Origin of the sequence: Vibrio sp. Y58_MX_L22 (genome assembly GCF_024181865.1) — a bacterium.
GTDB classification, from domain to species: domain Bacteria; phylum Pseudomonadota; class Gammaproteobacteria; order Enterobacterales; family Vibrionaceae; genus Vibrio; species Vibrio alginolyticus.
This window is the reverse complement of the sequence record NZ_JAMZAN010000002.1, coordinates 248,256-270,364: the sequence shown is the minus strand read 5'-3', so window position 1 is coordinate 270,364 and position 22,109 is coordinate 248,256. Positions and strand designations below refer to the sequence as shown.

Genomic DNA, 22,109 nt, shown 5'->3' with positions numbered 1-22,109 from the left:
GAGTTATTAACGGTTTTACTATGATTAAACGCTAATTGATAAGTTCATCTAGAGTCATGTAAACAATCAAAAAAAGCCGAACATGACGTCCGGCTTTGAATTAGTTCCCGATTTTTACATTAATTTTTAGTGACTAGCTAAAGATTAAATTTGTGCGAATGCGCCTTCCCAAGTGTAAGTCACACCGTCGAACTCAACGCGATGTGCCGCGTTCTGTTTGTCTTCGTCTAGGTTGCAGATTGCGAAGTGGTAAGCGTTGCCTGTTGTGGTTTGCAGACGAATCACGGTACCCACTTCGTTGTTACCAACGACGGTTACTGACTCTACTAGGCCACGAGCGCCAACCGATGCTTCAATAGACTCGTTGAAGTAACCGTGTGTCTCTAGCACTGAGGCAAACACGTGGTTCTGACCCGATTGACGTAGGATCAGTGCTGGTTCGCTCTTCAAGTTGAAGTCTGGATCATTTGCGCCAGTGCGAGTGAAGAACACTTTGCCGCCGTTTGTTGCGCTTGTGATTAGCGAGTAGTAGCTGTTGTCGTGCAACCAACTTACCAGTGAGCTGCCTTGAACTTGGCCTGAACCCACATTCCATAGATGTTGGTAGCCGTTGTCTTCGCCCATTGGGCGTAGCGTGCTTTCTACGTCGTATTCAAAATCCGTACGGATGATTTGACCAGAGTAGTGCACTGGTAGGTCGTATTGGTGCTCTTGATCTGCTTCGATGCGGTAAACATCAATCACAAGTGGTTTTTCGAATTCTGGCAATTCAGCAAGAATGATGCTGCGCTGCATGTCTACACCGTTGTAGTAACCAGAAATACGACCGCTCATGCCTTGCAGTTTTTCGTCATCAGCTTTGAAGAAGTGCTTAGAACCGTATTTTGATTCCGCTAGAGCCGTGTCGAAGTTGTTTTGCGTCTTTTGGTCAACCGTTACTGTGTTGTGCGCGACCGTCTGCTTACAGTAAGACTTGTTCTCTGGAATGTAACGACCGCCAAACTTAGGCTCAACGTTCACCCAGCGGCCAAAGCCGTAATCGTGCAGCACTTCATGACCGCGGTTAAACACGCTCAGGTGTAAGCCATCGTAGTGACCGTGGTCTAACGCTGAATGGTACTGGTGATCGGAGCCGTGCTGACCAAACCAGATAAGCGCCATTGTGTCGTCGTCTTGCTCGTCACGGTGACGAAGAATGCTTACGCCGCCTTTTTCGCCTTCTGGCCCGTCTGTTACGAATAGGCTACCCCAGTTGAATGGTTTGATGTTGTCTGTTGCTGCAACCGTGTCAGACAATGTTTTGCCTGAGATATGAACCCAAACGTCTTGCTGGTGGTCTGCCATGCCAAGTAGCGTTTCAGACTGCTCGTAACGGTGGAAACATACTGACGTTGCCATGATTACGCCTTCATCGTTAATCGAAATCGTCTTCGATGAATCGTTCAGTGCAGGCAAAGTGCCATCTGGGAATGCCGTCTTAAATACTGCGTAAGACGTGGTCTTGATGACCGAATCGTTGAACTCGTAAATACCAAGCTCAGGCTGACGACGTTCAATCGCTTCTGCGAATAGGTAGATTGGACGTAGCGAGAAGCGGTGGTAGTAAGGACCTTCCATGTAGTAGCCGTCTGGCGAGAACAATTGGTCTAACTGAGCTAGGAAGCCGCCGCTAACTTTGTCCAGTTTCAAGCCGTAAAGCGCTTTGTCTACTGCATCTTGATCGTTAATTGCGTAACCACAGATACCGACTGCTGCAACTGCCCACAGACCGTGGTTGTGTACGATGTCGAAGTCGTGACCGTAAGTAACTACGAACAGCTCAATCATTTGTTTGAACAGGTCGTTTTCAATCAGTGTTTTTTGCTCTTCTTCCAACGTGTGGTAAATGCAGCTGTACGCACAAGACGCGTATAACATCCACATGTTCTCGTTCAGAGTTTGGTGGAAGATCTTACCCGGAGGGTTAGAGTCACGGCTGGTGTTGCTCTCTAGCGTCGGGTAAACCTTCGCATAAGCCGTTAGCATATCGACGATGTAATCGCGGTATTTCTGTTCGCCAGTGATAAGGAATAGGCGACCCGCTAGATCAATGTGGATGTAGTTTTGCTTGTGGCGGTTGTGCTCGTAACCGCCGCCTTCGCCGTGACCTGGAACTTCAATGCCGACCTCGGCCATGTAAGCGTCAGTTTGTTTGATGTCACGTGCTAGTGCGTTTCCTAATAGGCTATCCGTGCCAAGTGCTTTGCTTAGTTCTGCCGCTTCTTCAAAGTTCATTAATAGTGGTTGGTAAGACTGGGTTTGGTAGCTCATTATTATTTCTCCTGCCCGAATGCGTTCACTTCTAGAGAGTAGAAGCCATTCCAGCTGTAGGTTTTACCGTTCAATTCTACTTGGTGTGGGGTTTGGTCGTCAGCGCCTAGAACATTGCTGATCATCACAGTAACCAGTGATTTTTCAGTCGTGATTTCTACGATGCTGCCAACGGCGTTGTAACCCACGACGCGGATATCTTTCACCTGACCACGTGCATTCACCGATTGCTCAAACTCTTCGTTGAAGTAGCCGTGTGTTTCTAGCACAGAAGCAAATAGCGTCGATTCGCCCTTGCTGCGTAGAATGAATGCCGGTTCGCTACGTAGGTTAAAGCTTGGGTCATTGGCGCCAGTGCGAGTGAAGATTACTTCATTATCGCCGTTCTGTTTCGCGCTGCTGCTTGTGCCTAACCAAGTGTAGTAGGTGTTGTTTTGTAGCCAGCTAACCAGCGCCGTATCTTGCACTTTGCCGCTTGCTACTTTCCAAAGGTGTTGGTAACCGAAGTCATCGCCAAGCGTACTCAGTTCACCAAAGCTTTGGTAATCAAAGTTAGTACGTACGATTTGACCATCGTATTGATGAGAGTAGTCGTACTGATGTTCGCCTTCACCTTCGATGCGGTAAAGGTCTAGCAGTAGCGGTGCTTCAAGCTCATCTAGGTTAAGCATGAACACACTGCGCTGCATGTCTGTAATCGGGTAATGGTCGTTCGCAAACGCACTCATACCGTTGATTTCAGTGCCTTCTACTTTGAAGAAGTGAGGCAAACCATGCACTGAATCAGCGCGGTCTACATCGAAACCGTTCTGACATTGCTCATCAATCGTTACCGCGTTGTGCGCGATAGTTTGACGTGCGTACGATTTGTTTTCGTCTAGGTAACGACCGCCGAATTTAGGCTCAACGTTTACCCAGCGACAGAAGCCGTATTCACGCAGCACTTCTTGACCACGGTTGAAGAAGGTAATGCCAAGCGTATCGAAGTTACCATGTCCCATGCCGTGTTGACCGTAGTTCATCACAAGCTGTGACACATCACCGGTTTTATCCTGCATACGGATAAAGCCTTGTGCTCCGTTGTTACCAGTTGGACCTTCGTTGAGCTCCACACTTGGCCAGAAAGGCATGCCGATTTCACGGTCAGCGATGGCTTTATCGTAGGCTTGAGAAAGCTCAAGACCACAAGGGTGCATCCAAACGGCGTTTTGAATCTTCGCCATGCCTAGGATGTTGTCATCCATACCGTAGTGTTTGCTGTAAACGCTCACTGCAACTTGAACACCCATGTCGGTAATGCTCATGGTACGAGATGCATCGTTTAGGGCAGGGAACTCACCATTCGGGTAAGCCGTTGCCAGCATCGCTTGTACTGTGTTGCCAATCACTTTGTCTTTGTAGTTGTAGATGTCTACTTCAGGCATGTGACGGTGTACTACTTCTGCAAATACACAAGTTGGACGAATCGCATAACGATGGTAGTACGGACCTTCCATGTAGTAACCAGAAGGGGCGAATAGCTGTGAGATTTGCGCTAGGAAGCCGCCAGTATCATCACGGTCTTGACCGTATACCGACATCTCTAGGTATTCAGGTTTACCAATAGCTAGGCCACAAATACCAACAGCTGCAACTGCCCAGATGCCGTGGTTGTGAATACGGTCGAAGTCGTGCGCGTATTTCACTGTGAACATGTCTAGCATTGGTTCGAAAATTCGCTCAACAACGGCTGTGCGCTCTTCTTCTGTCATCACTGATGCCACGCAAGAGTAAGCAAGGCTAGTAAACATTAACCAACAGTGTTCATTAAGGATCTGGTGGAAAAGACGACCTGTTGGGTTAGTGTTTTTCTGTACGTGGAAATCAAAAGTTAGGTACTTCTCTGCGTAAATAGCGAGAAGATCTTTAACGAACTGCGCGTACTTTTCTTCTTGAGTGATCAAGAACAAACGACCCGCTAAGTTCATGTAGGTATAGTTTTGTTTGTGGCGGTTGTGCTCGTAGCCGCCCGCTTCGCCGTGACCTGGTACGTCTAGAGGCAGACGCATGAAGGCTTCAAGTTCCTTGCGATTCGCTTCAATGGATTTGCCCATTAAGCTCGGCTTTCCGACTTCCTTTCTTAGTAGTTCGACTTCTGCTTCAGTCAACAAAATCGGTTGTGTAGTCATTTCTTTACCACCCTCAGATGAAGTGTGTTGTTTTCTTAAACTCCCTATAAAGTAATACAATATTAAGTTTGGGTGTAGTTTTTGTGGCAAAAAGGGAGAGTGAAATCACGCGAATTTAGCTAACCCATTGATTTATATTGTTGTGGTAATCTTTGTTGTGACTGATGTTTCGGCTTTATCAATCGTTAAGTGGAATGCTTTAACGAGCACCGTTTGATGAATATCACATATTTTTAGATATATTGTATTACAATTAAAATAGATCGGATATGCTCGTTACCAATTCGACAGCAGACCCTTTCGCTTCGCGTTTCACTTTTATCAATACGACGCTTTTTTAAGAGGACCTTTTAATTAAGAATGAAGTGCCGTAGGGTTCGCTTTAATAGAGACTTTTTAGGAGTATGACGATGAATTCTTTCTTTGTATTAGATGATAACCCGTGGGAAGAACTAGGCGGCGGTATCAAGCGTAAAATTGTTGCTTACACAGATGACCTGATGGCGGTTCACCTATGTTTTGATAAAGGCGCGATTGGCGCTCCACATACTCACGAAATCCACGATCAAATCGGTTACGTAGTACGTGGCAGCTTTGAAGCGGAAATCGAGGGCGAGAAGAAAGTACTAAAAGAAGGCGACGCATACTTTGCTCGTAAGCACATGATGCACGGTGCGGTTGCACTAGAGCAAGACAGCATTCTTCTAGACATCTTTAACCCAGCACGTGAAGATTTCTTAAAATAATCTATAGCGCAACCTCAGTTGCTAAGGTGACAACATGAAATCATTAAACATCGCGGTCATTGGCGAATGTATGGTTGAGCTACAGAAAAAGGAAGGTCAGCTAAAGCAGTCATTCGGTGGTGATACGTTGAATACCGCACTGTATTTATCTCGTTTGACCAAAGCTCACGATATTAAAACCAGCTATGTAACGGCTCTGGGTAACGATCCTTTTAGCCAAGAAATGCTATCAGCATGGCAAGAAGAGGGCATCGATACTAGTCTGGTTCTTTCCGTTAAAGAAAAGCAACCAGGTATCTACTACATCGAAACCGATGAAACTGGCGAACGTTACTTCCACTACTGGCGTAACGAAGCGGCCGCTAAGTTCCTATTCGAGCAAAACGAGTCTCCGCTATTAGTCGACAAACTTTACTCGTACGATGCGGTTTACTTGAGCGGTATTACATTAGCGATCCTTACTGAAGAAGGTAAGACGCAACTGTTTGGCTTCCTTGAGCGCTTCAAGGCACAAGGTGGTAAGGTTATTTTCGATAACAACTACCGTCCTAAATTGTGGGAAAGCCGCGAGAATGCCATGTCTTGGTACCTTAAGATCCTTAAGCACACAGATATCGCACTGCTCACATTTGAAGATGAGCAAATGCTTTACGGTGACGAGCATCTAGAACAGTGCATCGAGAGAACCTCTGCACTGGGCGTGGATGAAATCATCATCAAACGTGGTAGCAAAGATTGCTTGGTTGTGGCGAATGGCGAAGCGCAATACGTGGCGCCAAACAAAGTCGACAACGTGATTGATACAACAGCGGCTGGTGATTCTTTCAGTGCGGGCTTCTTGGCGAAGCGTTTGACTGGCGGCAATGCTGCGGAATCGGCTTACTCTGGTCACTGTATGGCTGGCGCGGTAATTCAACATAAAGGTGCCATCATTCCACGTGAAGTGATGCCAGATCTTCCTTTGTAATTCTTTTGCGGAGCGTTGATTAATCGGCGCTCCGCAGTGATTTATTGAACTCAAGTTAACGACGACGAGTACACTCTTATGACGACATTAAACGAACAACTAGCAAACCTAAAAGTAATTCCTGTTATTGCCATCAACAAAGCAGAAGATGCGATTCCTCTAGGTCGCACTTTGGTTGAAAACGGTATGCCTTGCGCTGAAATCACGTTCCGCACAGAGTGTGCTGCAGAAGCGATTCGTGCTATGCGCGCTGAGCTCCCAGAAATGCTGATCGGTGCAGGTACTATCCTAACTAACGAGCAAGTTGACCAAGCAATCGAAGCTGGTGTGGACTTTATCGTAAGCCCTGGCTTTAACCCTCGCACGGTTCAATACTGCCTAGACAAAGGCGTGGCTATCGTACCTGGCGTAAACAACCCAAGCCTAGTTGAGCAAGCGATGGAAATGGGTTTGCGTACACTTAAGTTCTTCCCTGCTGAGCCATCTGGCGGCGTTGGTATGCTTAAAGCATTAACGGCGGTTTACCCAGTGAAATTCATGCCAACAGGTGGCGTGAGCCTAGGTAACGTAGACGAATACTTGTCTATCCCTTCAGTACTGGCATGTGGCGGTACTTGGATGGTGCCAACAAAACTTATCGATGAAGGTAAGTGGGATGAACTGGGTACACTGGTTCGCGACGCAGTAGTTCACGTAGCATAAGTGTCGTAACACCCCGATACAACAAGCGAATAGAATGAAAAGCGAGCCTCAGGGTTCGCTTTTTTTGTTTGAAAGTTTGAAAGAAGCGAGATTGGAGAGGAGAGAGTTTACAGCGCTGAACTTTCCCTGCGTCATTCTCGAGAGCGACGAAGGCGCGAGTCGGGGATCTTGCTTGTTACATTCATCTAAATCCCACTTTCTATCCAATTCCTTCGAAACATCTCATTACGTTTCCTTCAAAGAAATGCCGCGCATTTTTGATCTTCAGACAAAGCGCGAAGAAGAAAAATACTCCATACTCAAATAAATTTCAATTAGACAATTTGTATTACAATATGTTGAGGTGTTCTGAGTGGCAATTATCTCCTAGAAAGCCATTGCCCTAAGAAAGTAAGGGGTTTTACGTGTTTTTTCGTTGAATAACTTATGCTTTAGATCACAGTTAAAGCTTATTGTAGTACAAATGAAGTTGTGAGAAGAGTAGTCTAGACATTAGAAAATGATCAAACTTGAAAGGCTGAAAAAATGACTATTGATACTCTTGTTGTTCTTGCCTACTTCTTCTTCTTAGTTGCAATTGGTTGGATGTTCCGTAAGTTCACTACCTCAACCAGTGACTACTTCCGAGGGGGCGGTAAGATGTTATGGTGGATGGTAGGTGCTACCGCCTTCATGACGCAATTTTCAGCATGGACGTTTACAGGTGCCGCAGGACGCGCGTTCAACGACGGTTTCGTTGTTGTAATCCTATTCTTAGCCAACGCATTTGGCTACTTCATGAACTACCTCTACTTTGCTCCAAAATTCCGCCAATTACGTGTAGTGACGGCGATTGAAGCGATTCGTCAACGTTTTGGTAAGACTTCAGAGCAGTTCTTCACTTGGGCTGGTATGCCAGACAGCTTGATCTCAGCCGGTATTTGGTTGAATGGTCTTGCGATTTTCGTGGCAGCGGTCTTCAACATTCCTATGGAAGCGACCATCATCGTTACGGGTTTAGTGCTAATGCTAATGGCGGTAACGGGTGGCTCTTGGGCAGTTGTTGCATCTGACTTTATGCAGATGCTGGTTATCATGGCAGTGACGATCACTTGTGCGGTGGCGGCATACTTCCATGGTGGCGGTATTGGCAACATCGTGTCGAACTTCCACGGCGACTTCATGCTGGGTAACAACCTGAACTACTTCAGTATCTTTATCCTTTGGGTTGTGTTCATCTTTGTTAAACAGTTCGGTGTCATGAACAACAGCATCAACGCTTACCGCTACTTATGTGCAAAAGACAGTGAAAACGCACGTAAAGCTGCAGGTCTTGCATGTGTGCTGATGATTGTTGGTCCTATCATCTGGTTCCTACCACCTTGGTACGTTGCGGCATTTATGCCTGATTTCGCAGAGCAATACGGCTCAGTAGGTGGTGATGCAGCATACCTAGCATTCGTACAAAACGTAATGCCAGCAGGTATGGTGGGTCTTCTGATGTCAGCAATGTTTGCGGCGACCATGTCTTCAATGGACTCTGGTCTTAACCGTAACGCGGGCATCTTTGTGATGAACTTCTACAGCCCGATTATGCGTCCACAAGCGTCGCAAAAAGAACTGGTTATCGTGAGTAAAGCAACGACTATCGTGATGGGCTTCATCATCATTGGTATCGGTCTATTCATTAACTCACTACGTCACTTGAGCCTGTTCGATATCGTACTGAACGTCGGTGCATTAATTGGCTTCCCAATGCTGATTCCTGTACTACTTGGTATGTGGATTCGTAAGACGCCGGATTGGGCTGGTTGGGCAACACTGGTTGTTGGTGGCTTTGTTTCTTACATCTTCGGTATCTCACTACAAGCAGAAGATGTAGAGCGCCTATTCGGTCTAGAGCAAGCGTTTACAGGACGTGAGTGGGCAGACCTAAAAGTTGGCTTGAGCTTAGCGGCACACGTTATCTTCACCGGTGGTTTCTTCTTGCTGACAACGCGCTTCTACAAAGGTCTATCACCTGAACGTGAGAAAGAAGTGGACCAATTGTTCGAGAACTGGAATACGCCACTTGTGGCTGACAGCGAAGAGCAGCAGAACCTAGATACAAAACAGCGCGGCATGCTTGGTAAGCTTATCAGCGTAGCGGGCTTCGGTATCCTAGCTATGGCTCTAATTCCAAATGAACCATCTGGTCGACTACTGTTTATCTTGTGTGGTGCGATTGTTCTCTCGGTGGGTGTTCTATTGGTGAACGCAGCCCGAGGGCCTAAAAGCCCAAAGTTAGCTAACGCGAAAAGCTAACCAAAGTTAAAGACTCTCAATGAAAAATCCCGCGGTGTTAAAGCCGTGGGATTTTTTGATCAAGCTGACTGAGAAAGCGTGGCGCATCGTTTGTTGTTATTCGTTGTATTGGGGAACTCCCAATAAGGTGCGACTATATTCACATTAGAGTCGTCAGCCTAAAGCGAAAAAGCAATCTAACTTTCTTTGCACGCCGTGTTTACACTTTACACCCCAAACCTGATGCTTTGTCTATTTAAATAAATATGTGTGCCTTCTTAGCAAAGAAAAAGCATTAAATCAGACGTAGCTTTAATGAGGCGTACGCCAGAAATAGGAGAGAGGTTTTGAAGTGTGAGTGGAAAATATATAAGAGAATTGGAAGAGGCTGCCCTGCAAAACTTTAAAGGAGTGGCTAGGGTATCAAGGAGTGATGAGCGTCTGGGGAAAAACAAAAAAGCCCAGCTACATTGGTTGCTGGGCTTTTAGTTGCAACTGAGTGTGACTAAGCTTCTAGCTCTGCAAAGTAGTCGAAGATGACTGGAACGTCATTTTGACCAAGGCCTTTATCAACTGCCGCTTGTAGACTCTTAGAAGTGCCCTCTGCAATTAGGGAAGTTGTACCAAGCTCTTCGCATAGAGCAAGGAAGTAACCGAGGTCTTTGTTTGCGTTTGCGACAGAGAAGCCTAGTTTTTCTTCGCCATCTACGGCGTAAAACTTACAGAATTGCATAAATGGTGAGTTTGATGGTCCTGCAGACATGATGTCGAATAATTGTTGGCCATCAACACCAGCACGTTTAGCAACAGCAAATGCCTGAGACATGGTTGCTACGGTTGTCATACCCATAAAGTTATTCACAAGCTTAGTTACGTGACCAGAGCCTAGTGTGCCAAGGTGGAATACGTTTTCACCTTGATCGTCCAGTACTGGCTTAACCTTATTGAATGTTTCGACGTCGCCTGCGGCCATGATGTTCAGTAAACCATCTTTTGCGTGGGCAGGTGTACGACCTAGAGGCGCATCAATCATACCAGCCCCTTTCTTAGCAAGGTCAGCGCCAATCTTCTTCGTTGAAGCTGGAATAGATGTACCGAAGTCGATGAGTGTTTTACCTTCTGACATGCCAGCTAGAACACCAGTGTCTCCGTAAACAACTTTTTCGACAACTTCAGATGTTGTTAGGCACAGCATCACGATATCACTTTTCTCTGCTAGCTCTTTACCTGAAGAAGCTTCAGAAGCGTTTCCACGAGCTAGTACTGCGTCAACAGCATCTTTATTGAGGTCCATTACAGCAACTTCGTAACCACGTTTCTGTAGGTTTTCAACCATGTTTCCGCCCATCAAGCCTAGGCCGATGAAACCAATGATAGGTTTAGTCATTTTAACTCCAAAAATACTATTGTATGATTATATTGCTTGTTGGTAATCATAATGACTATTGTGGCTTTTGCAATTGAAAATTGTGAGCATAGCGGGCTTGGGATGGATTTTTTCTAAAAGTGAGATGTAAGTAAGGTTTGTGAGGGTTTTATTCATCAGAGTATATAAGAAAAGCGGATTCCTCACGCTTCCATTTTTATCGTGAACAAAGCCTTTAGGAGGCTTAAATAACGTAAAAATAAAATTTATTGTAATACAAGTGATTTTGTTTCAGCTAGAGGAATACTGTCCATACCAAAAAATGGGTGAAACGTTACAGATGGGGTGAAAGGCGAGGTGGTATAAGGATAAGCCGCAGTACAAACATACTGCGGCCGTTATCAAATCAGTACTAAAGCGCACTTACTGATAAGTAAAAAGACTTATTGGTACTAAATGCCTAAAGCTTGACCACCACCAATTTGCAGTGTTTCTGCGGTAATGAATGATGCATCTTTACTTACCAGAAAAGAGATAGCAGAGGCGACTTCCTCTGGCTTGCCTAGGCGTCCAAGCATAATACTGTCTGCCCAAGAAGCAAATACTTCAGGCTTGGTTGCTTTGATTTGAGCATGGAATGGTGTATCGATAGTGCCAGGAGATACTGCATTGACTCGAATTCCAGCCGGAGCTAACTCTTTAGCTAAAGCGCGAGTTAATGCATGAACGGCGGCTTTTGATGTACCGTAAATACCTGCACCTGGACCACCTGCATTCCAAGCAGCGTTTGAAGTGAAGTTGATAATTGATGCGTTATCAGACTTTTTTAGAAATGGAATCGCTGCGCGTGATACGAAGAATGCACTATCGAGGTTTAAAGCCATGACTTTACGGAAAAAAGCAGTTTCCATACCTTCAATAGGACTACGACCACCAAGACCACCTGCGTTATTAACGACAACATCGATTTTGCCGTATTTTTCACCAATAGCATTGATGTTTTCATCGACGGCATGTTCATCTGTAACGTCAAAACCGTAGTATTCAGCCTCAATTCCTGCGTTATGTAGTTTGGAGACACACTCCGAACCTTTTTCATCTTCAATGCCGTTTAGAATGACCGTGTATCCATCCTGACCAAGACGCTTTGCTACTTGGAAGCCGATACCGCCAGTAGCACCAGAAATAAATGCAATTTTAGTAGACATAATGGTGTTCTCTCATGTTTGTAGAGTTGGAAAGGATTTTTTATTTAACATAGAGTATTATTGTAATACAAATAGTTTTAATAAACAGAGAAACACCAACAATGAGAAGTCGATCACGTACTTTCTTGAGATGCTGACTCATCCAGTGGTATATATCGACTTTTACGGTCGTGTATGGTTTGTAATTAGTCAGGATAATTGGGATGTATAAACAATTGAGCTTATAGCTGCAGGCTTAGCTCGTTGGGCTGAGGTTTGTTTCTAGTGGAAAGAAAGCTGATTAACCGTGGGTCTTTGTTGCCAAACTTATGATTTCATTTAGGCTTGCCAAGTGATGGTTGGAGAACTTTGTCGAGAGGTTGAGTTTTAAGCGGGTAGGGAACCTTTTTAGGATCTTAAGTCTTTCAAGGTCATTCTGAATAGCGAGGGACGAGCGTGATTTAGAATCTCTTGCCCGAGCACGCTGTTATGATATATGACGCCGTTTCGCCAAGCGTTATTTATCACCATTATTCTGAAGAGTCGAGTTAGGACCTATTGGATAATGATTTTGACTAAGCTGAGATAAAAATGCCCGCTAAATCAGCGGGCACTTTTGTTTGCGTCATTAATGATGCATGTGTTTTTCCATGTGGCCTTGTTTCTCAACCGCCATTTCCACTTCAACCTTACCTGCGTTTTTGAAGGTTAATGTCATAGGGAAGCGGTCACCCTCTTTAAGAGTTTGTGTTGGGTTAAAAATCATTAAATGGAAGCTGCCTGGTTTAAACAACACAGACTCATTGGCTGGAACGCGCACTTCGTCAATCTTAATCATTTTCATCACACCATCTTCTTTCTTATGCGTGTGAATTTCGACATGCCCTGCAATAGGGCTTTCTGCTGCGATCAATGTATCTTCACTGTCACCGTGGTTGGTTAGTTGAAAAAAACCACCGATAACAGGTGCGTTTGGTGGCGCTTCTCGGCTCCATGGATGGTCAATATGAATTTTTCCTGCTTCATAATCGTGCGCTAAACTCAGTGGGCTAGCGATGACAGCAATAAGCGCGATAGCGGCGGTTTTAAATGATTTAAGCATGTGTTTTTCCTTTTGAATGAATAGCTTCTCTGAATGGACAACAAACAGAGTCATCGTTATTTTTGGATAAAGTTGTTAATGATTAGATGCCTGTTAGGCAGGAAAAACACTCGGCGGAGAGTGCTTAGGCGCGATGTGTTTGTAAACGAGCTTATCGCATTTTGAAAAGTGATAAGTCGTCAGTGCATACTTTACTCGGCGCAGCCAATGGATGGTTGTCAGGTAAAGCCCAATCGCAACCAAAAGAAAGAATTGAACAGCTTGAAGAAGCGGGCATTCAAACTGAAAGCCGTCGTGTAAGTTAAGATCTTGGATGAGCTTAGAAGAAGATTGAGCGTTAGCCTCAATCAACGTATTGACATCCACCCATTTGAAACCATCTGCGGTACACAGTAAAACCTTTTCACTTTGGACTTTGTTGAGCCAAGTTGTGCTGTGAACTTGTGTAGGGTTAAGAGCGGCTGTGGACGCTAAATACAACTGAAACAACACCGCGATAATAACCGCAATAGCGTGCAAGCGATGGTGTTTGTGCTGTATTAGAGTGTTTTCCATACAATTGAGTGCTTATCTTCTTCGGCGCGGGATACTAACAAATTAACCAAACAATGTAATTATCAGTTTACTAAAAGGTGATGCAAGTGTGCATTATTTGTTTTATTGCCTATTTTTAACGCTTTAATGTCTTGATTAGGCTGACATTCACAACCTCCAATTCAACTTGTCAGTCTTGCCTAGTCGCTTTTGAAGATACCGAATTAATCTCTCTTATATGCCACTGAAGCTTCGGTTAGTGGGTGTCGTGGTGGTGTTTTTACGTGCTAGATTTGGCTGATATCGATTCAAAATGCACACCGAATCTTCACTTGTTTTCCATTAACGGAATTATGACAGTAATTTAATAAAGGATACGGTATTCTGCGCTCCTTTGTACATGCCAGAAACGTCCGTCCTACTTAGTAGGAGGGGCGATTAATCTTAAGAAATTTCTCAAATGAAATACGAACAACAGATTGGATATCGATACCCTAAAGGTCGATTTGCCATGGTGAGTGTATACGCATTCACTGGTGCTGCGATTTTAGCATCGACTATTTTTTCTCTATTGCTATTTTTGTCTATCGACGAAAATCCGATGATGCAAACCTTATTTGGTGGTTTAGCGATCATTTTTGAAGCGGGTAAATTTTACGCTTGGTATGAATACGGTGAGCGCCGAGCCCATCGCAACTACACAGGAGCAGCAACCGCTCTCGTGTTTTATTTAGTCTTAGCTGCGATTTCCATTGGCGGTAGTATTGGTGGCATTAATAGTGCAACCAATAGTGCACAAAGTCATATTTCGGTAGAGCAGGCGAAAGTGGAAGCGTTTAATCGTCAGATTGCGGCAATCGATAAGCAGATTGAGCTCAACAATATGGCAGCGCAGAAATACATCGAGATGGAGCGTATCGCGACTGGTGTAACTCGCATTCAGGATCAAAACAAAACCTTACGTGAAGAGCAGCAACGCTTGGCTATGGAGCGTGATAGTTTACCGCCGGTGACGCAAGGCTCAGTGATTGGTTTGATTGATAGCCTAGCCAACGCATTTGGTACCACCTCTCAACAAGCTCAGCTTGGCTTGGTTGTATTTCTTTCGATTCTTTTGGACTTCTTTGCTGCATTTTTTGTTGGCTTGATTGGTGAAGAGCAACGGTTCCGATATTTCTATCGCAGAAATGAGGGCATGATATTGAAAACAGTTCGCGATATAGACCCAGCGCCTGCGGGTTATCTTCCTCATATAAAAGAGGAAGAAGAGCAAGAAATACCAGTAGCGCCGGAGCCAGAAGAACCAAAGGAACCGAAAACCTTGTTAGAGCAAGTTAGCGATGCACTTAAAACGCATCAAATTACGTGCACCAAAAAAGCCGTTGCTAAACAGTTTAGGCTGTCTGCGGAAGAGGTAGACGAGGTATTTGAAGAATTGGCAGAGCTCGGTTTAGTGGGGAAAAAAGCCAACCACCATTATCATTGGATAGGTGAAGCAGAGACCGCATAATTGGTTATCTATTAGAGTTCGGAAAGAGCGTCAATCGGCGCTCTTTTTTTGGGGGGGAATTTTCGCTGCTAAAGTTAACTACAAGAAAGCGTATCAATCTTTATTGAGCTTTTTGGTTACGTCTTTCACCGTTTTCTTCTCTTTTTCCGGTGTCATTGCATCAACAGCTTTACCCGCCATCCCTTCATCTGGCAATTTGTCTTTTCCTGCATCAACTGCGGTATCTTTCAGTGCCTCTTTAGGCGTACAGCGACCACCAACACCAACCACGGCTTTTGTCGCAGCGGCTTTAGCTGCCTTTTCTGCATCGCAGTCAGGATCCATAACGCTAGCTAAGCTCGTGGCTGAACCAAAAAACAAGATTAACAAAATGAGGTTGCGTTTTTTCATAGTTGTCACCAATGTTGTGAAACATAGGTAAAGTGTAACGGAGAGAAAAGGCTTTGGCTGAGAATTTGTTGGTTTGAGCTTGGGAAGCAAAGTAAGGTGAAAAGAAAAAGTGCCATCGAAGTGACACTTTTTCTTAAGCGTAGAAGGGATTAGTTGTCGTAAACGTCTAACTCCACTTCACGGGCAATATTTTGGTCGTTAATGATCACACCTTCGACTTCGACACGAGCACCATTTAGGTTAAGTTCTTCAATGCCTTGGAAGCGTGTTTGTGCATCAATCACAACGGTCGTGTTGTTTAGCAATTGATCTGCGTCGTTTTCGCAACGCTCGATTTCAAATGTTCTTGCTTCAGCATCGTAGTTTGATACGTATCCTTCACATTCAAATTCTTTACCTTGCCATTGGTTGTTATCGTCAAAGTCTGGTTGCTCAAACTCAATAACGGTAGCGATGCGTTTGCCATTTTTCATGACAGACGTTACTTCCACTTCTTGGCCTTGTTTTAGGTTCGCTTTGCTGCCATCTTCAAATCGTGTTGCGTTATCGATGAAGAATGCACCTCGGTAGTTTAGTGAGAACTCACTGTAGTCATTTGCAACCCATGTGACGATGCCTTCCACATCGCTGTCATTGCTTATGACGTCGTAGCCTTCAACTTCTACCTCATTTGCCATGAAGATGCCGTTTTGCATTTCACCTTCTACTTCCACCCATTGGCCGATGCTAAGTTGGCTAATGTTGTCGTAAGATACGGTTATATTTGTACCAAGCTCAAACGTGCCAGCATTTTCATCGGTATTAGTAATGCGACCTTCCAGTTCGTAGTAGCTTCCAAGGGCTGGGTAATCGTTATCTACGTCGATTTCGACCACAGACAACACTCGATAACCCGCATCCGCAGTCGGCAAGGATGACACCATCACCCAGTCGTTGATCTCTATATCATCACTTAAACCGTCAAACTGCAGATCTACGCCGTTTACCGTAAATGTTTTCTTCACATAATCAATTGCTGTAACACGTCCAGTAATGGTTGGTTCAAGTGTGACTCGGACGCCATTGTCCGAAGCTTGCCGAATATCTGACCCCACGCGAACCACCATTTTTGGTTTTACATCGGCCAATTGCACTTGTGTGTCGTCATAAACCACCTCAGACACACGATACGTATGTCCATTGACGGTTAACGTGCTTTCTTCAGCGTTGACCGCTTCAACAGAGCCAATCGCTACACTTGGTTTCACTGCTGGTTGAGTTGGTGTGCTATCGCTATTGCTGCCACCACCTGAACCACCACAACCAGACAATGCCAAACCTACTACAGAAATAAGAGCGAGTTTTTTCATTGTATTAACCTCAATTTACGAGCGAGTTTAGGAAATTGCCTGTATCTTATTGGGCATATCGTGAAGAGATCGTGAAGAAATGTGATTTTATGAAAATTTTAATTGTAGATGACAACCATAACGTCTCGGAGACGATTGCAGACTATCTTGAGCTAGAAGGCATGATTATCGATTGTGCGTTTCATGGAGAGGCTGCGATTAAGTTAATCGAGGAAAATCATTACGATGTAATCATCATGGATATCATGATGCCAAAGCTCGATGGCATCAGCACGGTACAGAAGCTTCGACAAGATAAGTTATGTGGAACGCCAATTCTCTTCCTAACGGCAAAAGATACGCTAGATGACAAAATCGCGGCTTTTAAAGCGGGGGGAGATGATTATTTAATGAAGCCATTTGCGATGGAAGAGCTCAGTTTGCGTGTTCATGCTTTGGCTAATCGTGGTCCAAGACAAGATATCGGAACGCTCAAATTTGCAGATATTTGTTTAGATGCGCGTACAGGAAAAGTAACGAGAAAAGACAAAGAAATTAAGCTGAGTCGAATTCAAACTAAAATTTTAAAATTGCTCCTCCAACGTGCTCCAGCAGCGGTCTCGCGCACAGAAGTGATCGATAGTGTGTGGGGAGACGAACCACCCGGAAGTGATGCACTTCGTAGCCATATTTACGGTTTAAGAACCGCGCTAGACAAAGGTTTTGAAGAATCACGATTAGAGACTATTCATGGACAAGGTTACCGACTTAAAGCATAACGAATATCCAAGCATTTATCGCAAGATCCGTTGGGGTTTTGGGGTCATGACGTTTGTGATGTTTACTCTTTTTTGGTCGCTGATTTATGTGGCAGAAAACAAACTGGAAGTGCTGAGTTTACATCACTGGCTCGATACTGAAGCTGCGCTTTATAGTGAGAATTTCGAGAAACAGGGCTGGGATGCGCCATTGCCAAACGTATTGGAGTTCAACTCATATTGGAGTGAAGCTCCGACACCGGATTGGTTGCTCTCTTTTACTTCACCTGGTTTTTATGAATACCTGCTTGGTGAAGAAGATAAACACTTTGTTGTATTGAACCATCCCTCAGGGAAGGGGCTTATGTACATTGTATTTCAAGATGACTCAGATGATTACTTGGACGAATACGAAAGCTCGCTGCATCAGTTTACGCTGCTGCTCGGTGGTTTGTTTTCATTTGTCATGGTTGGGTATGGCATTTACATGGTGCGAATATTGTCTCGGCCATTAGCGCAAATTGAAGACAAAATTAGCCAAATGTCACCGGATCAACCCGCTTTCCAAGTTGAAACTAAGTTCAGCGAAACACGCCAGATAGAGCAGACTTTGCTGGATAATAAGAACGATATCGCGGGCTACTTCAAACGAGAACAAGAATTTAGCCGTTTTGCATCGCATGAGTTGAGAACGCCAATCATGGTGATTAAAGGCTCAACAGACATTCTGACGCGTCTTCCTGATCAACCTCGAGTTGCGCAAAAAGCCATCACGAGGATGCAGTCAGCTTGTGACGAGATGCGTGTACTGACAGAAGCGTTTCTCTTACTTGGTAAAGAGAAAATAGAGCCTCAACATTACGGAGAGCATCAGCTTCTCACTTGTTTACAAAAACAGTTGGAAGAGCTAGCGCCTTTATTTGCCAAGCAAGATTCGAATTACGCTTTGCACGAACAACATAGCGGTGTAGTGAAGGCACCAGAGAGTTTTGTGGCCATTGTTATCAACAATCTGATTAAAAACGCCTTTAGCTATAGTGTGGGAGATATTGAAATTGAGTTGAAAGGTCATGCGCTTAAGATCCTAAACCGTCACGATGGCAACGAGACGTACAACGCTGGTTATGGTTGTGGGCTTGTTATCGTACAACGAATATGTGAACGGATGGGGTGGGCGTTAGTACTGGACGATGATGGTGTTCGATTTAGTGCAAAAGTGGAGTTCTGCTCTTAGCTTTGCGCGTATTGATTCAAGTGAGAATTAACGCTCTGGATTTTTCTTGTCGTACGCATCTAACCCGCAGTCAAACAAGAAAAAACTGGAATTTGAATTAGACTGAAGTTAGTGAAGCGGAAACTCGAGGAACCGTTATGCTCTCTTATCAGGTCAGCCGAAGTATTGAAATTAATAAGAATCAAAGTGAAATTATTGGCTATCTCAAGAACTTCAATAACTGGCCCAGCTGGTCACCATGGGTCATTCTTGAACCAAGCTGCGAGCTGACATTCAGTGATAATCAGGGCCACGTTGGAGCTGGTTATCAATGGAATGGTCAGCGTATTGGGACTGGCGCGATTGTACTGGAAAGTACTCAAGAGCATCGATTAGATATGGAGCTGCATTTCTTTCGCCCAATCAAGAGCCATGGAAAGGTGACTATAATCGTGACGCCGTCACAAAATGGCTGTTTAGTCGAATGGCAAATGCAATCTCGCGTCCCTTGGTATCTGTTCTTTCTGAAAAGTATGTTTAAGTCGATGATAGAGATGGATTATCAACGTGGGTTACGCATGCTCAAAAGTAAGCTTGAAACCGGAAGAGTGCATTCAGACTTAGTCGAAATAGGTAACCGAACGTTGCCTCAAATTCATTACATTGGGATCAAGGGTGTGGCTAGCTTGCAGGAATTAGGTTCGGTAATTGAGAAGCATGTTCAGCAACTAGAACAGTTAATTAGTGACGAAACCCTATCCGTGAATGGTGAATTGTTTTGTTATTACCAGTCGATGGATATGCAGAAAGGTACATTCGAGTTTATCACTTGCTTTCCTCTTCATAACTCAGTACCAGCGCCTCAAGGGGCGGTTACTGGTACCATTCCTGAGAGTGAAACATTTGTCGTTGAACACCGAGGTGAATATCAGTTTTTGGGAAATGCATGGGCTTTAGCGATGAACTTGGTTCGTCAGAGTGGCATGAAAGTCAAAACCAGTCCTTTAGGAATCGAACGCTACCTGAATAGTCCGAAGGAAACCACGGAAGAAGAGCTAAGAACGGAAATTATTTTGTTTAAGAAATGACAGGCGCAGGCGAGTAGGGTGTTTAGGTATCATACTAGTTATGCGAAATGTTACTAAAGAATAATAGCGTATCTGTTCCTACCCATAAAAATGCCTCAGCAATCGCTGAGGCATGGTTTTACAGGCCAACTTCTCTTGTTAGAGAATTATTGTGCACGGTATTTACCGCTGTTTAGTTCAATTTTAGACGCTTTTACCCGGCTGTCTGCATTTAGGTAGTCGCTAATACTTAGCAGATCTTGATCTTGAGATGCTTTTAACACCGCTGATTCCCCCTCTGCGAAGATAACTTCTAATTTTAACTCTTTGGCGACTGCTTTCGCTTCGTTAGGATTGTTTACGGTGATGTAAACCAGTCCAGTGGCTTTGGATACGTTACTAAACGCATTCTTAAACACCTCATCACCCGCTTGAAGTTTTACGTCTTCAGATAGGGTTCTAACAGTGCCAGTTTGCACTTTTCGATAGTCTTGGCCATTAATCTCAACCGCTTCTGATGGCACAAACAGTTCTGGTGCAGGTTGTTGAGAGAGCTGTTGCTCTGCGTATACACTCGACGTCATGATAACGAGAGCCAGCATAGAAAATGATTTGTATTTCATGTTATTGACCCCTTAGTGTCCAAATATGCGCATCGACCAGTTCTTAATAACACCGGGTTGAGCGTTGTTTGCCATCGGAACGTCATAGATGGTGGAAGAGTTGAAATATGCAATGTAAGAATAGGCTTCATCGCCGTTCGTATCTATTGCTCGCAACGTCCATTCGCCTTTTGCATCTTCGCCATAAAATTGGTTAGACAACATTAATTGATCTTTGTAGCCAGTAATTGTTGGATCAAGAGATTGACCAACAAGACCATTGCGCGGTGTTTGCAAAACAGAACGAGTCCCTGATGGCGAAATGAGCTCGATAGCTAAGTCGGGCAGACGAGCGTGGTCCAATGTCAATGTCACTTGAACGGATTCTACTGTCAGCTCATCGGCAATGGCGATACTTGAAGAACCACCAACTAGACTTGCATCGGGTACACTTACTTCTGTAGCGTTATTAACCCATGGCGTAATGACTTGAGCTGGTAAAACACGATTCGTCATGCGAGCACGTTGCATCGCTTCATCCAAATCTACAGCGCCGAAGCCATAAAAAGTATGGAAATCTACGCCTGCTGCGTTTTTCTGCCAAGGGGCAATTGCCTCGTAGCTAACCTGTTCACCTTTATGGTTAGTAAATTCAAGCTGTACGCCTGGATGCGCTTTATCCGTTACTTTTGCTGTCTCCGCTAGTAAAGCACGTACATCACGAGCAGAAAGTGCGTGGTTGGTTGACATGATTGCCGCGATGGCACCCGATGTGTTTGGCGCAGCCGATGAGGTTCCGTTCATCGTACTGGTATAGTTACAGTTCGGATCGAGCTCCGTTCCGCCGTGTAACCCATTAATGCCAAGGCCTTCACTGGTATTTTGCCCTTCTTCACAACCCATTAAATCAGTGGTCACCATAGCAGGGAAATCTTGCCCATATTCACCTGCTGGTGCTGCAACCCACACGTTCGAACCCACCGATGAGTAACTCGCTCGCGTACCATCCGCTCGTAGTGCACTAGTGACTAAATTGAAGTAATTGGCGTTATCATAAGACTGAGCAGAGTTGTGCATCGGTAAGCCTTGATTGTCTCCACCAGCAAAGAAGTTACTTGGCAATACGAAGAATCGCCCTGCATTGAAATAGCGGTAACCATTACCTGCTGACTTTACAAATACAGCACCTCGACCCCAGGCGTTACTCTCGCTGACGTTTTTCATCACGTCCATTTCAAGTTTTAGTTGAGGGTCGCTTTCATCAAAAGTAATCGGGTTTATAGGGCTGAAACCGTAACTTTGGTTAAATACGCGAACATCACGTGTTGCTGGGTCCATGCCATGGGAGATTAACCAACCTTCTAATGTCTGGTTGGCTAACCAGTTAAAACCAATGAGGGAAGAGTGAGAAGCGACACCGCGTCCGCCTTCACCGTTGTTGCCGACGGCGCTAATCAAACCGGCTACAGCAGTGCCATGACCATTAGTATCAACCGGATAACTTAGTGGGAATGAAGAGTCTTCGACGAAGTTTCTGCTACCTATAACTATATTACCTGCAAGGTCGGGGTGATCGATCTGCACTCCAGAATCAATGACGGCAACTTTCACACCAACACCTGCAATCCCCATTGCCTGAGTGAGCTTAGTGTTTAAGTCGTTCCCAGCAACAGCAGGATTAGCCGCAAACGCAGTTTGCCCCGTGTTGTCTAAGTGCCATTGTTCAGAATAGAGTGGATCAAACGCCGAGACGGCAGGTGCAATGCCTACTGCCAACATAGCGGCAAATAGGCGATTAATGCGTATTTCCATTTTTGACCTCATGTCTTTGTTTGGAATTTTTTAGTTCCTGTTTCATATTCCGCTAACAGGAACAAACAAAGCTAACGACAAAGAA

The 22,109-nt window shown here is 44.7% G+C and carries 18 protein-coding genes; 8 read left to right on the top strand and 10 right to left on the bottom strand.

Features of this window, described 5'->3' with window-relative positions; all coding sequences use genetic code 11:
* Window positions 1-144: 144 nt before the first annotated feature.
* Both NL626_RS06400 and NL626_RS06395 read right to left on the bottom strand, forming a co-directional pair.
* Entirely contained in the window at window positions 145-2,310 is a 2,166-nt protein-coding gene (locus NL626_RS06400; RefSeq protein WP_253657124.1) for a heparinase II/III family protein, read from the bottom strand.
* A gap of 2 nt (window positions 2,311-2,312) precedes the next feature.
* On the bottom strand, window positions 2,313-4,478 hold the full coding sequence (locus NL626_RS06395) for a heparinase II/III family protein (RefSeq protein ID WP_253657123.1): 2,166 nt from the start codon (window positions 4,476-4,478) through the stop codon (window positions 2,313-2,315).
* 410 nt (window positions 4,479-4,888) lie between these two features.
* Here NL626_RS06395 and NL626_RS06390 point away from each other — a divergent pair, with 410 nt between their 5' ends.
* The 4 genes from NL626_RS06390 (at window position 4,889) to NL626_RS06375 (ending at window position 9,176) form a co-directional block, all read left to right on the top strand.
* Window positions 4,889-5,224, top strand: coding sequence for a cupin domain-containing protein (locus tag NL626_RS06390; RefSeq protein ID WP_005388511.1), 336 nt, complete (start codon window positions 4,889-4,891; stop codon window positions 5,222-5,224).
* Window positions 5,225-5,258: 34 nt separating this feature from the next.
* Complete coding sequence (locus tag NL626_RS06385) at window positions 5,259-6,191, top strand: sugar kinase (protein WP_005437155.1); 933 nt, start codon at window positions 5,259-5,261, stop codon at window positions 6,189-6,191.
* 78 nt (window positions 6,192-6,269) lie between these two features.
* Window positions 6,270-6,893, top strand: a complete 624-nt coding sequence (locus tag NL626_RS06380; protein ID WP_253657122.1) for a bifunctional 4-hydroxy-2-oxoglutarate aldolase/2-dehydro-3-deoxy-phosphogluconate aldolase — start codon at window positions 6,270-6,272, stop codon at window positions 6,891-6,893.
* A gap of 525 nt (window positions 6,894-7,418) precedes the next feature.
* Window positions 7,419-9,176, top strand: a complete 1,758-nt coding sequence (locus tag NL626_RS06375; protein WP_213960734.1) for a sodium:solute symporter family protein — start codon at window positions 7,419-7,421, stop codon at window positions 9,174-9,176.
* Window positions 9,177-9,660: 484 nt separating this feature from the next.
* Here NL626_RS06375 and NL626_RS06370 read toward each other — a convergent pair whose 3' ends face one another.
* From NL626_RS06370 to NL626_RS06355, 4 genes are all read right to left on the bottom strand, one after another.
* Window positions 9,661-10,542: an NAD(P)-dependent oxidoreductase gene (locus NL626_RS06370; protein WP_064369209.1), complete on the bottom strand. Its 882-nt coding sequence runs from the start codon at window positions 10,540-10,542 to the stop codon at window positions 9,661-9,663.
* Window positions 10,543-10,973: 431 nt separating this feature from the next.
* Entirely contained in the window at window positions 10,974-11,729 is a 756-nt protein-coding gene (locus NL626_RS06365; protein WP_213961052.1) for an SDR family NAD(P)-dependent oxidoreductase, read from the bottom strand.
* 607 nt (window positions 11,730-12,336) lie between these two features.
* On the bottom strand, window positions 12,337-12,810 hold the full coding sequence (locus NL626_RS06360; RefSeq protein ID WP_085568981.1) for a copper chaperone PCu(A)C: 474 nt from the start codon (window positions 12,808-12,810) through the stop codon (window positions 12,337-12,339).
* Window positions 12,811-12,903: 93 nt separating this feature from the next.
* Window positions 12,904-13,365: a hypothetical protein gene (locus tag NL626_RS06355; RefSeq protein ID WP_167415985.1), complete on the bottom strand. Its 462-nt coding sequence runs from the start codon at window positions 13,363-13,365 to the stop codon at window positions 12,904-12,906.
* 439 nt (window positions 13,366-13,804) lie between these two features.
* Here NL626_RS06355 and NL626_RS06350 point away from each other — a divergent pair, with 439 nt between their 5' ends.
* On the top strand, window positions 13,805-14,854 hold the full coding sequence (locus NL626_RS06350) for a Preprotein translocase subunit SecY (RefSeq protein ID WP_253657121.1): 1,050 nt from the start codon (window positions 13,805-13,807) through the stop codon (window positions 14,852-14,854).
* A gap of 93 nt (window positions 14,855-14,947) precedes the next feature.
* Here the strand turns inward: NL626_RS06350 and NL626_RS06345 are convergent, their stop codons facing one another.
* Both NL626_RS06345 and NL626_RS06340 read right to left on the bottom strand, forming a co-directional pair.
* Window positions 14,948-15,244 (bottom strand): hypothetical protein, encoded by a 297-nt coding sequence (locus tag NL626_RS06345; RefSeq protein ID WP_017634219.1) that lies wholly within the window; start codon window positions 15,242-15,244, stop codon window positions 14,948-14,950.
* Window positions 15,245-15,393: 149 nt separating this feature from the next.
* Window positions 15,394-16,593: a DUF5666 domain-containing protein gene (locus NL626_RS06340; protein ID WP_213914824.1), complete on the bottom strand. Its 1,200-nt coding sequence runs from the start codon at window positions 16,591-16,593 to the stop codon at window positions 15,394-15,396.
* Between the two features lie 89 nt (window positions 16,594-16,682).
* Between NL626_RS06340 and NL626_RS06335 the strand changes: the two genes are divergently transcribed.
* The 3 genes from NL626_RS06335 to NL626_RS06325 all read left to right on the top strand — a co-directional run bounded on the left by NL626_RS06335 (window position 16,683) and on the right by NL626_RS06325 (window position 19,631).
* Complete coding sequence (locus tag NL626_RS06335) at window positions 16,683-17,351, top strand: response regulator transcription factor (RefSeq protein WP_025767686.1); 669 nt, start codon at window positions 16,683-16,685, stop codon at window positions 17,349-17,351.
* Window positions 17,323-18,564 (top strand): HAMP domain-containing sensor histidine kinase, encoded by a 1,242-nt coding sequence (locus tag NL626_RS06330; protein WP_213897650.1) that lies wholly within the window; start codon window positions 17,323-17,325, stop codon window positions 18,562-18,564. The genes NL626_RS06335 and NL626_RS06330 overlap by 29 nt, the downstream gene beginning before the upstream one ends.
* A gap of 137 nt (window positions 18,565-18,701) precedes the next feature.
* Window positions 18,702-19,631, top strand: a complete 930-nt coding sequence (locus tag NL626_RS06325) for an SRPBCC family protein (protein WP_238975465.1) — start codon at window positions 18,702-18,704, stop codon at window positions 19,629-19,631.
* 146 nt (window positions 19,632-19,777) lie between these two features.
* On the opposite strand, the gene NL626_RS06320 is transcribed toward NL626_RS06325, so the two are convergent.
* Entirely contained in the window at window positions 19,778-20,233 is a 456-nt protein-coding gene (locus NL626_RS06320; protein WP_025767689.1) for a hypothetical protein, read from the bottom strand.
* Between the two features lie 12 nt (window positions 20,234-20,245).
* The gene (locus tag NL626_RS06315) at window positions 20,246-22,024 is read right to left on the bottom strand and encodes a S8 family peptidase (protein WP_213915497.1); all 1,779 of its coding nucleotides are present in this window, start codon (window positions 22,022-22,024) and stop codon (window positions 20,246-20,248) included.
* Window positions 22,025-22,109: the final 85 nt, after the last annotated feature.

Excerpts from the sequence above, each read along its gene's own strand:
- NL626_RS06325 (WP_238975465.1), top strand. The coding sequence starts at position 18,702 with ATGCTCTCTTATCAGGTCAGCCGAAGTATTGAAATTAATAAGAATCAA.
- NL626_RS06395 (WP_253657123.1), bottom strand. The coding sequence starts at position 4,478 with ATGACTACACAACCGATTTTGTTGACTGAAGCAGAAGTCGAACTACTA.
- NL626_RS06360 (WP_085568981.1), bottom strand. The coding sequence starts at position 12,810 with ATGCTTAAATCATTTAAAACCGCCGCTATCGCGCTTATTGCTGTCATC.
- NL626_RS06340 (WP_213914824.1), bottom strand. The coding sequence starts at position 16,593 with ATGAAAAAACTCGCTCTTATTTCTGTAGTAGGTTTGGCATTGTCTGGT.
- NL626_RS06350 (WP_253657121.1), top strand. The coding sequence starts at position 13,805 with ATGAAATACGAACAACAGATTGGATATCGATACCCTAAAGGTCGATTT.
- NL626_RS06380 (WP_253657122.1), top strand. The coding sequence starts at position 6,270 with ATGACGACATTAAACGAACAACTAGCAAACCTAAAAGTAATTCCTGTT.
- NL626_RS06345 (WP_017634219.1), bottom strand. The coding sequence starts at position 15,244 with ATGAAAAAACGCAACCTCATTTTGTTAATCTTGTTTTTTGGTTCAGCC.
- NL626_RS06320 (WP_025767689.1), bottom strand. The coding sequence starts at position 20,233 with ATGAAATACAAATCATTTTCTATGCTGGCTCTCGTTATCATGACGTCG.
- NL626_RS06385 (WP_005437155.1), top strand. The coding sequence starts at position 5,259 with ATGAAATCATTAAACATCGCGGTCATTGGCGAATGTATGGTTGAGCTA.
- NL626_RS06355 (WP_167415985.1), bottom strand. The coding sequence starts at position 13,365 with ATGGAAAACACTCTAATACAGCACAAACACCATCGCTTGCACGCTATT.
- NL626_RS06365 (WP_213961052.1), bottom strand. The coding sequence starts at position 11,729 with ATGTCTACTAAAATTGCATTTATTTCTGGTGCTACTGGCGGTATCGGC.
- NL626_RS06375 (WP_213960734.1), top strand. The coding sequence starts at position 7,419 with ATGACTATTGATACTCTTGTTGTTCTTGCCTACTTCTTCTTCTTAGTT.
- NL626_RS06335 (WP_025767686.1), top strand. The coding sequence starts at position 16,683 with ATGAAAATTTTAATTGTAGATGACAACCATAACGTCTCGGAGACGATT.
- NL626_RS06315 (WP_213915497.1), bottom strand. The coding sequence starts at position 22,024 with ATGGAAATACGCATTAATCGCCTATTTGCCGCTATGTTGGCAGTAGGC.
- NL626_RS06400 (WP_253657124.1), bottom strand. The coding sequence starts at position 2,310 with ATGAGCTACCAAACCCAGTCTTACCAACCACTATTAATGAACTTTGAA.
- NL626_RS06370 (WP_064369209.1), bottom strand. The coding sequence starts at position 10,542 with ATGACTAAACCTATCATTGGTTTCATCGGCCTAGGCTTGATGGGCGGA.
- NL626_RS06390 (WP_005388511.1), top strand. The coding sequence starts at position 4,889 with ATGAATTCTTTCTTTGTATTAGATGATAACCCGTGGGAAGAACTAGGC.
- NL626_RS06330 (WP_213897650.1), top strand. The coding sequence starts at position 17,323 with ATGGACAAGGTTACCGACTTAAAGCATAACGAATATCCAAGCATTTAT.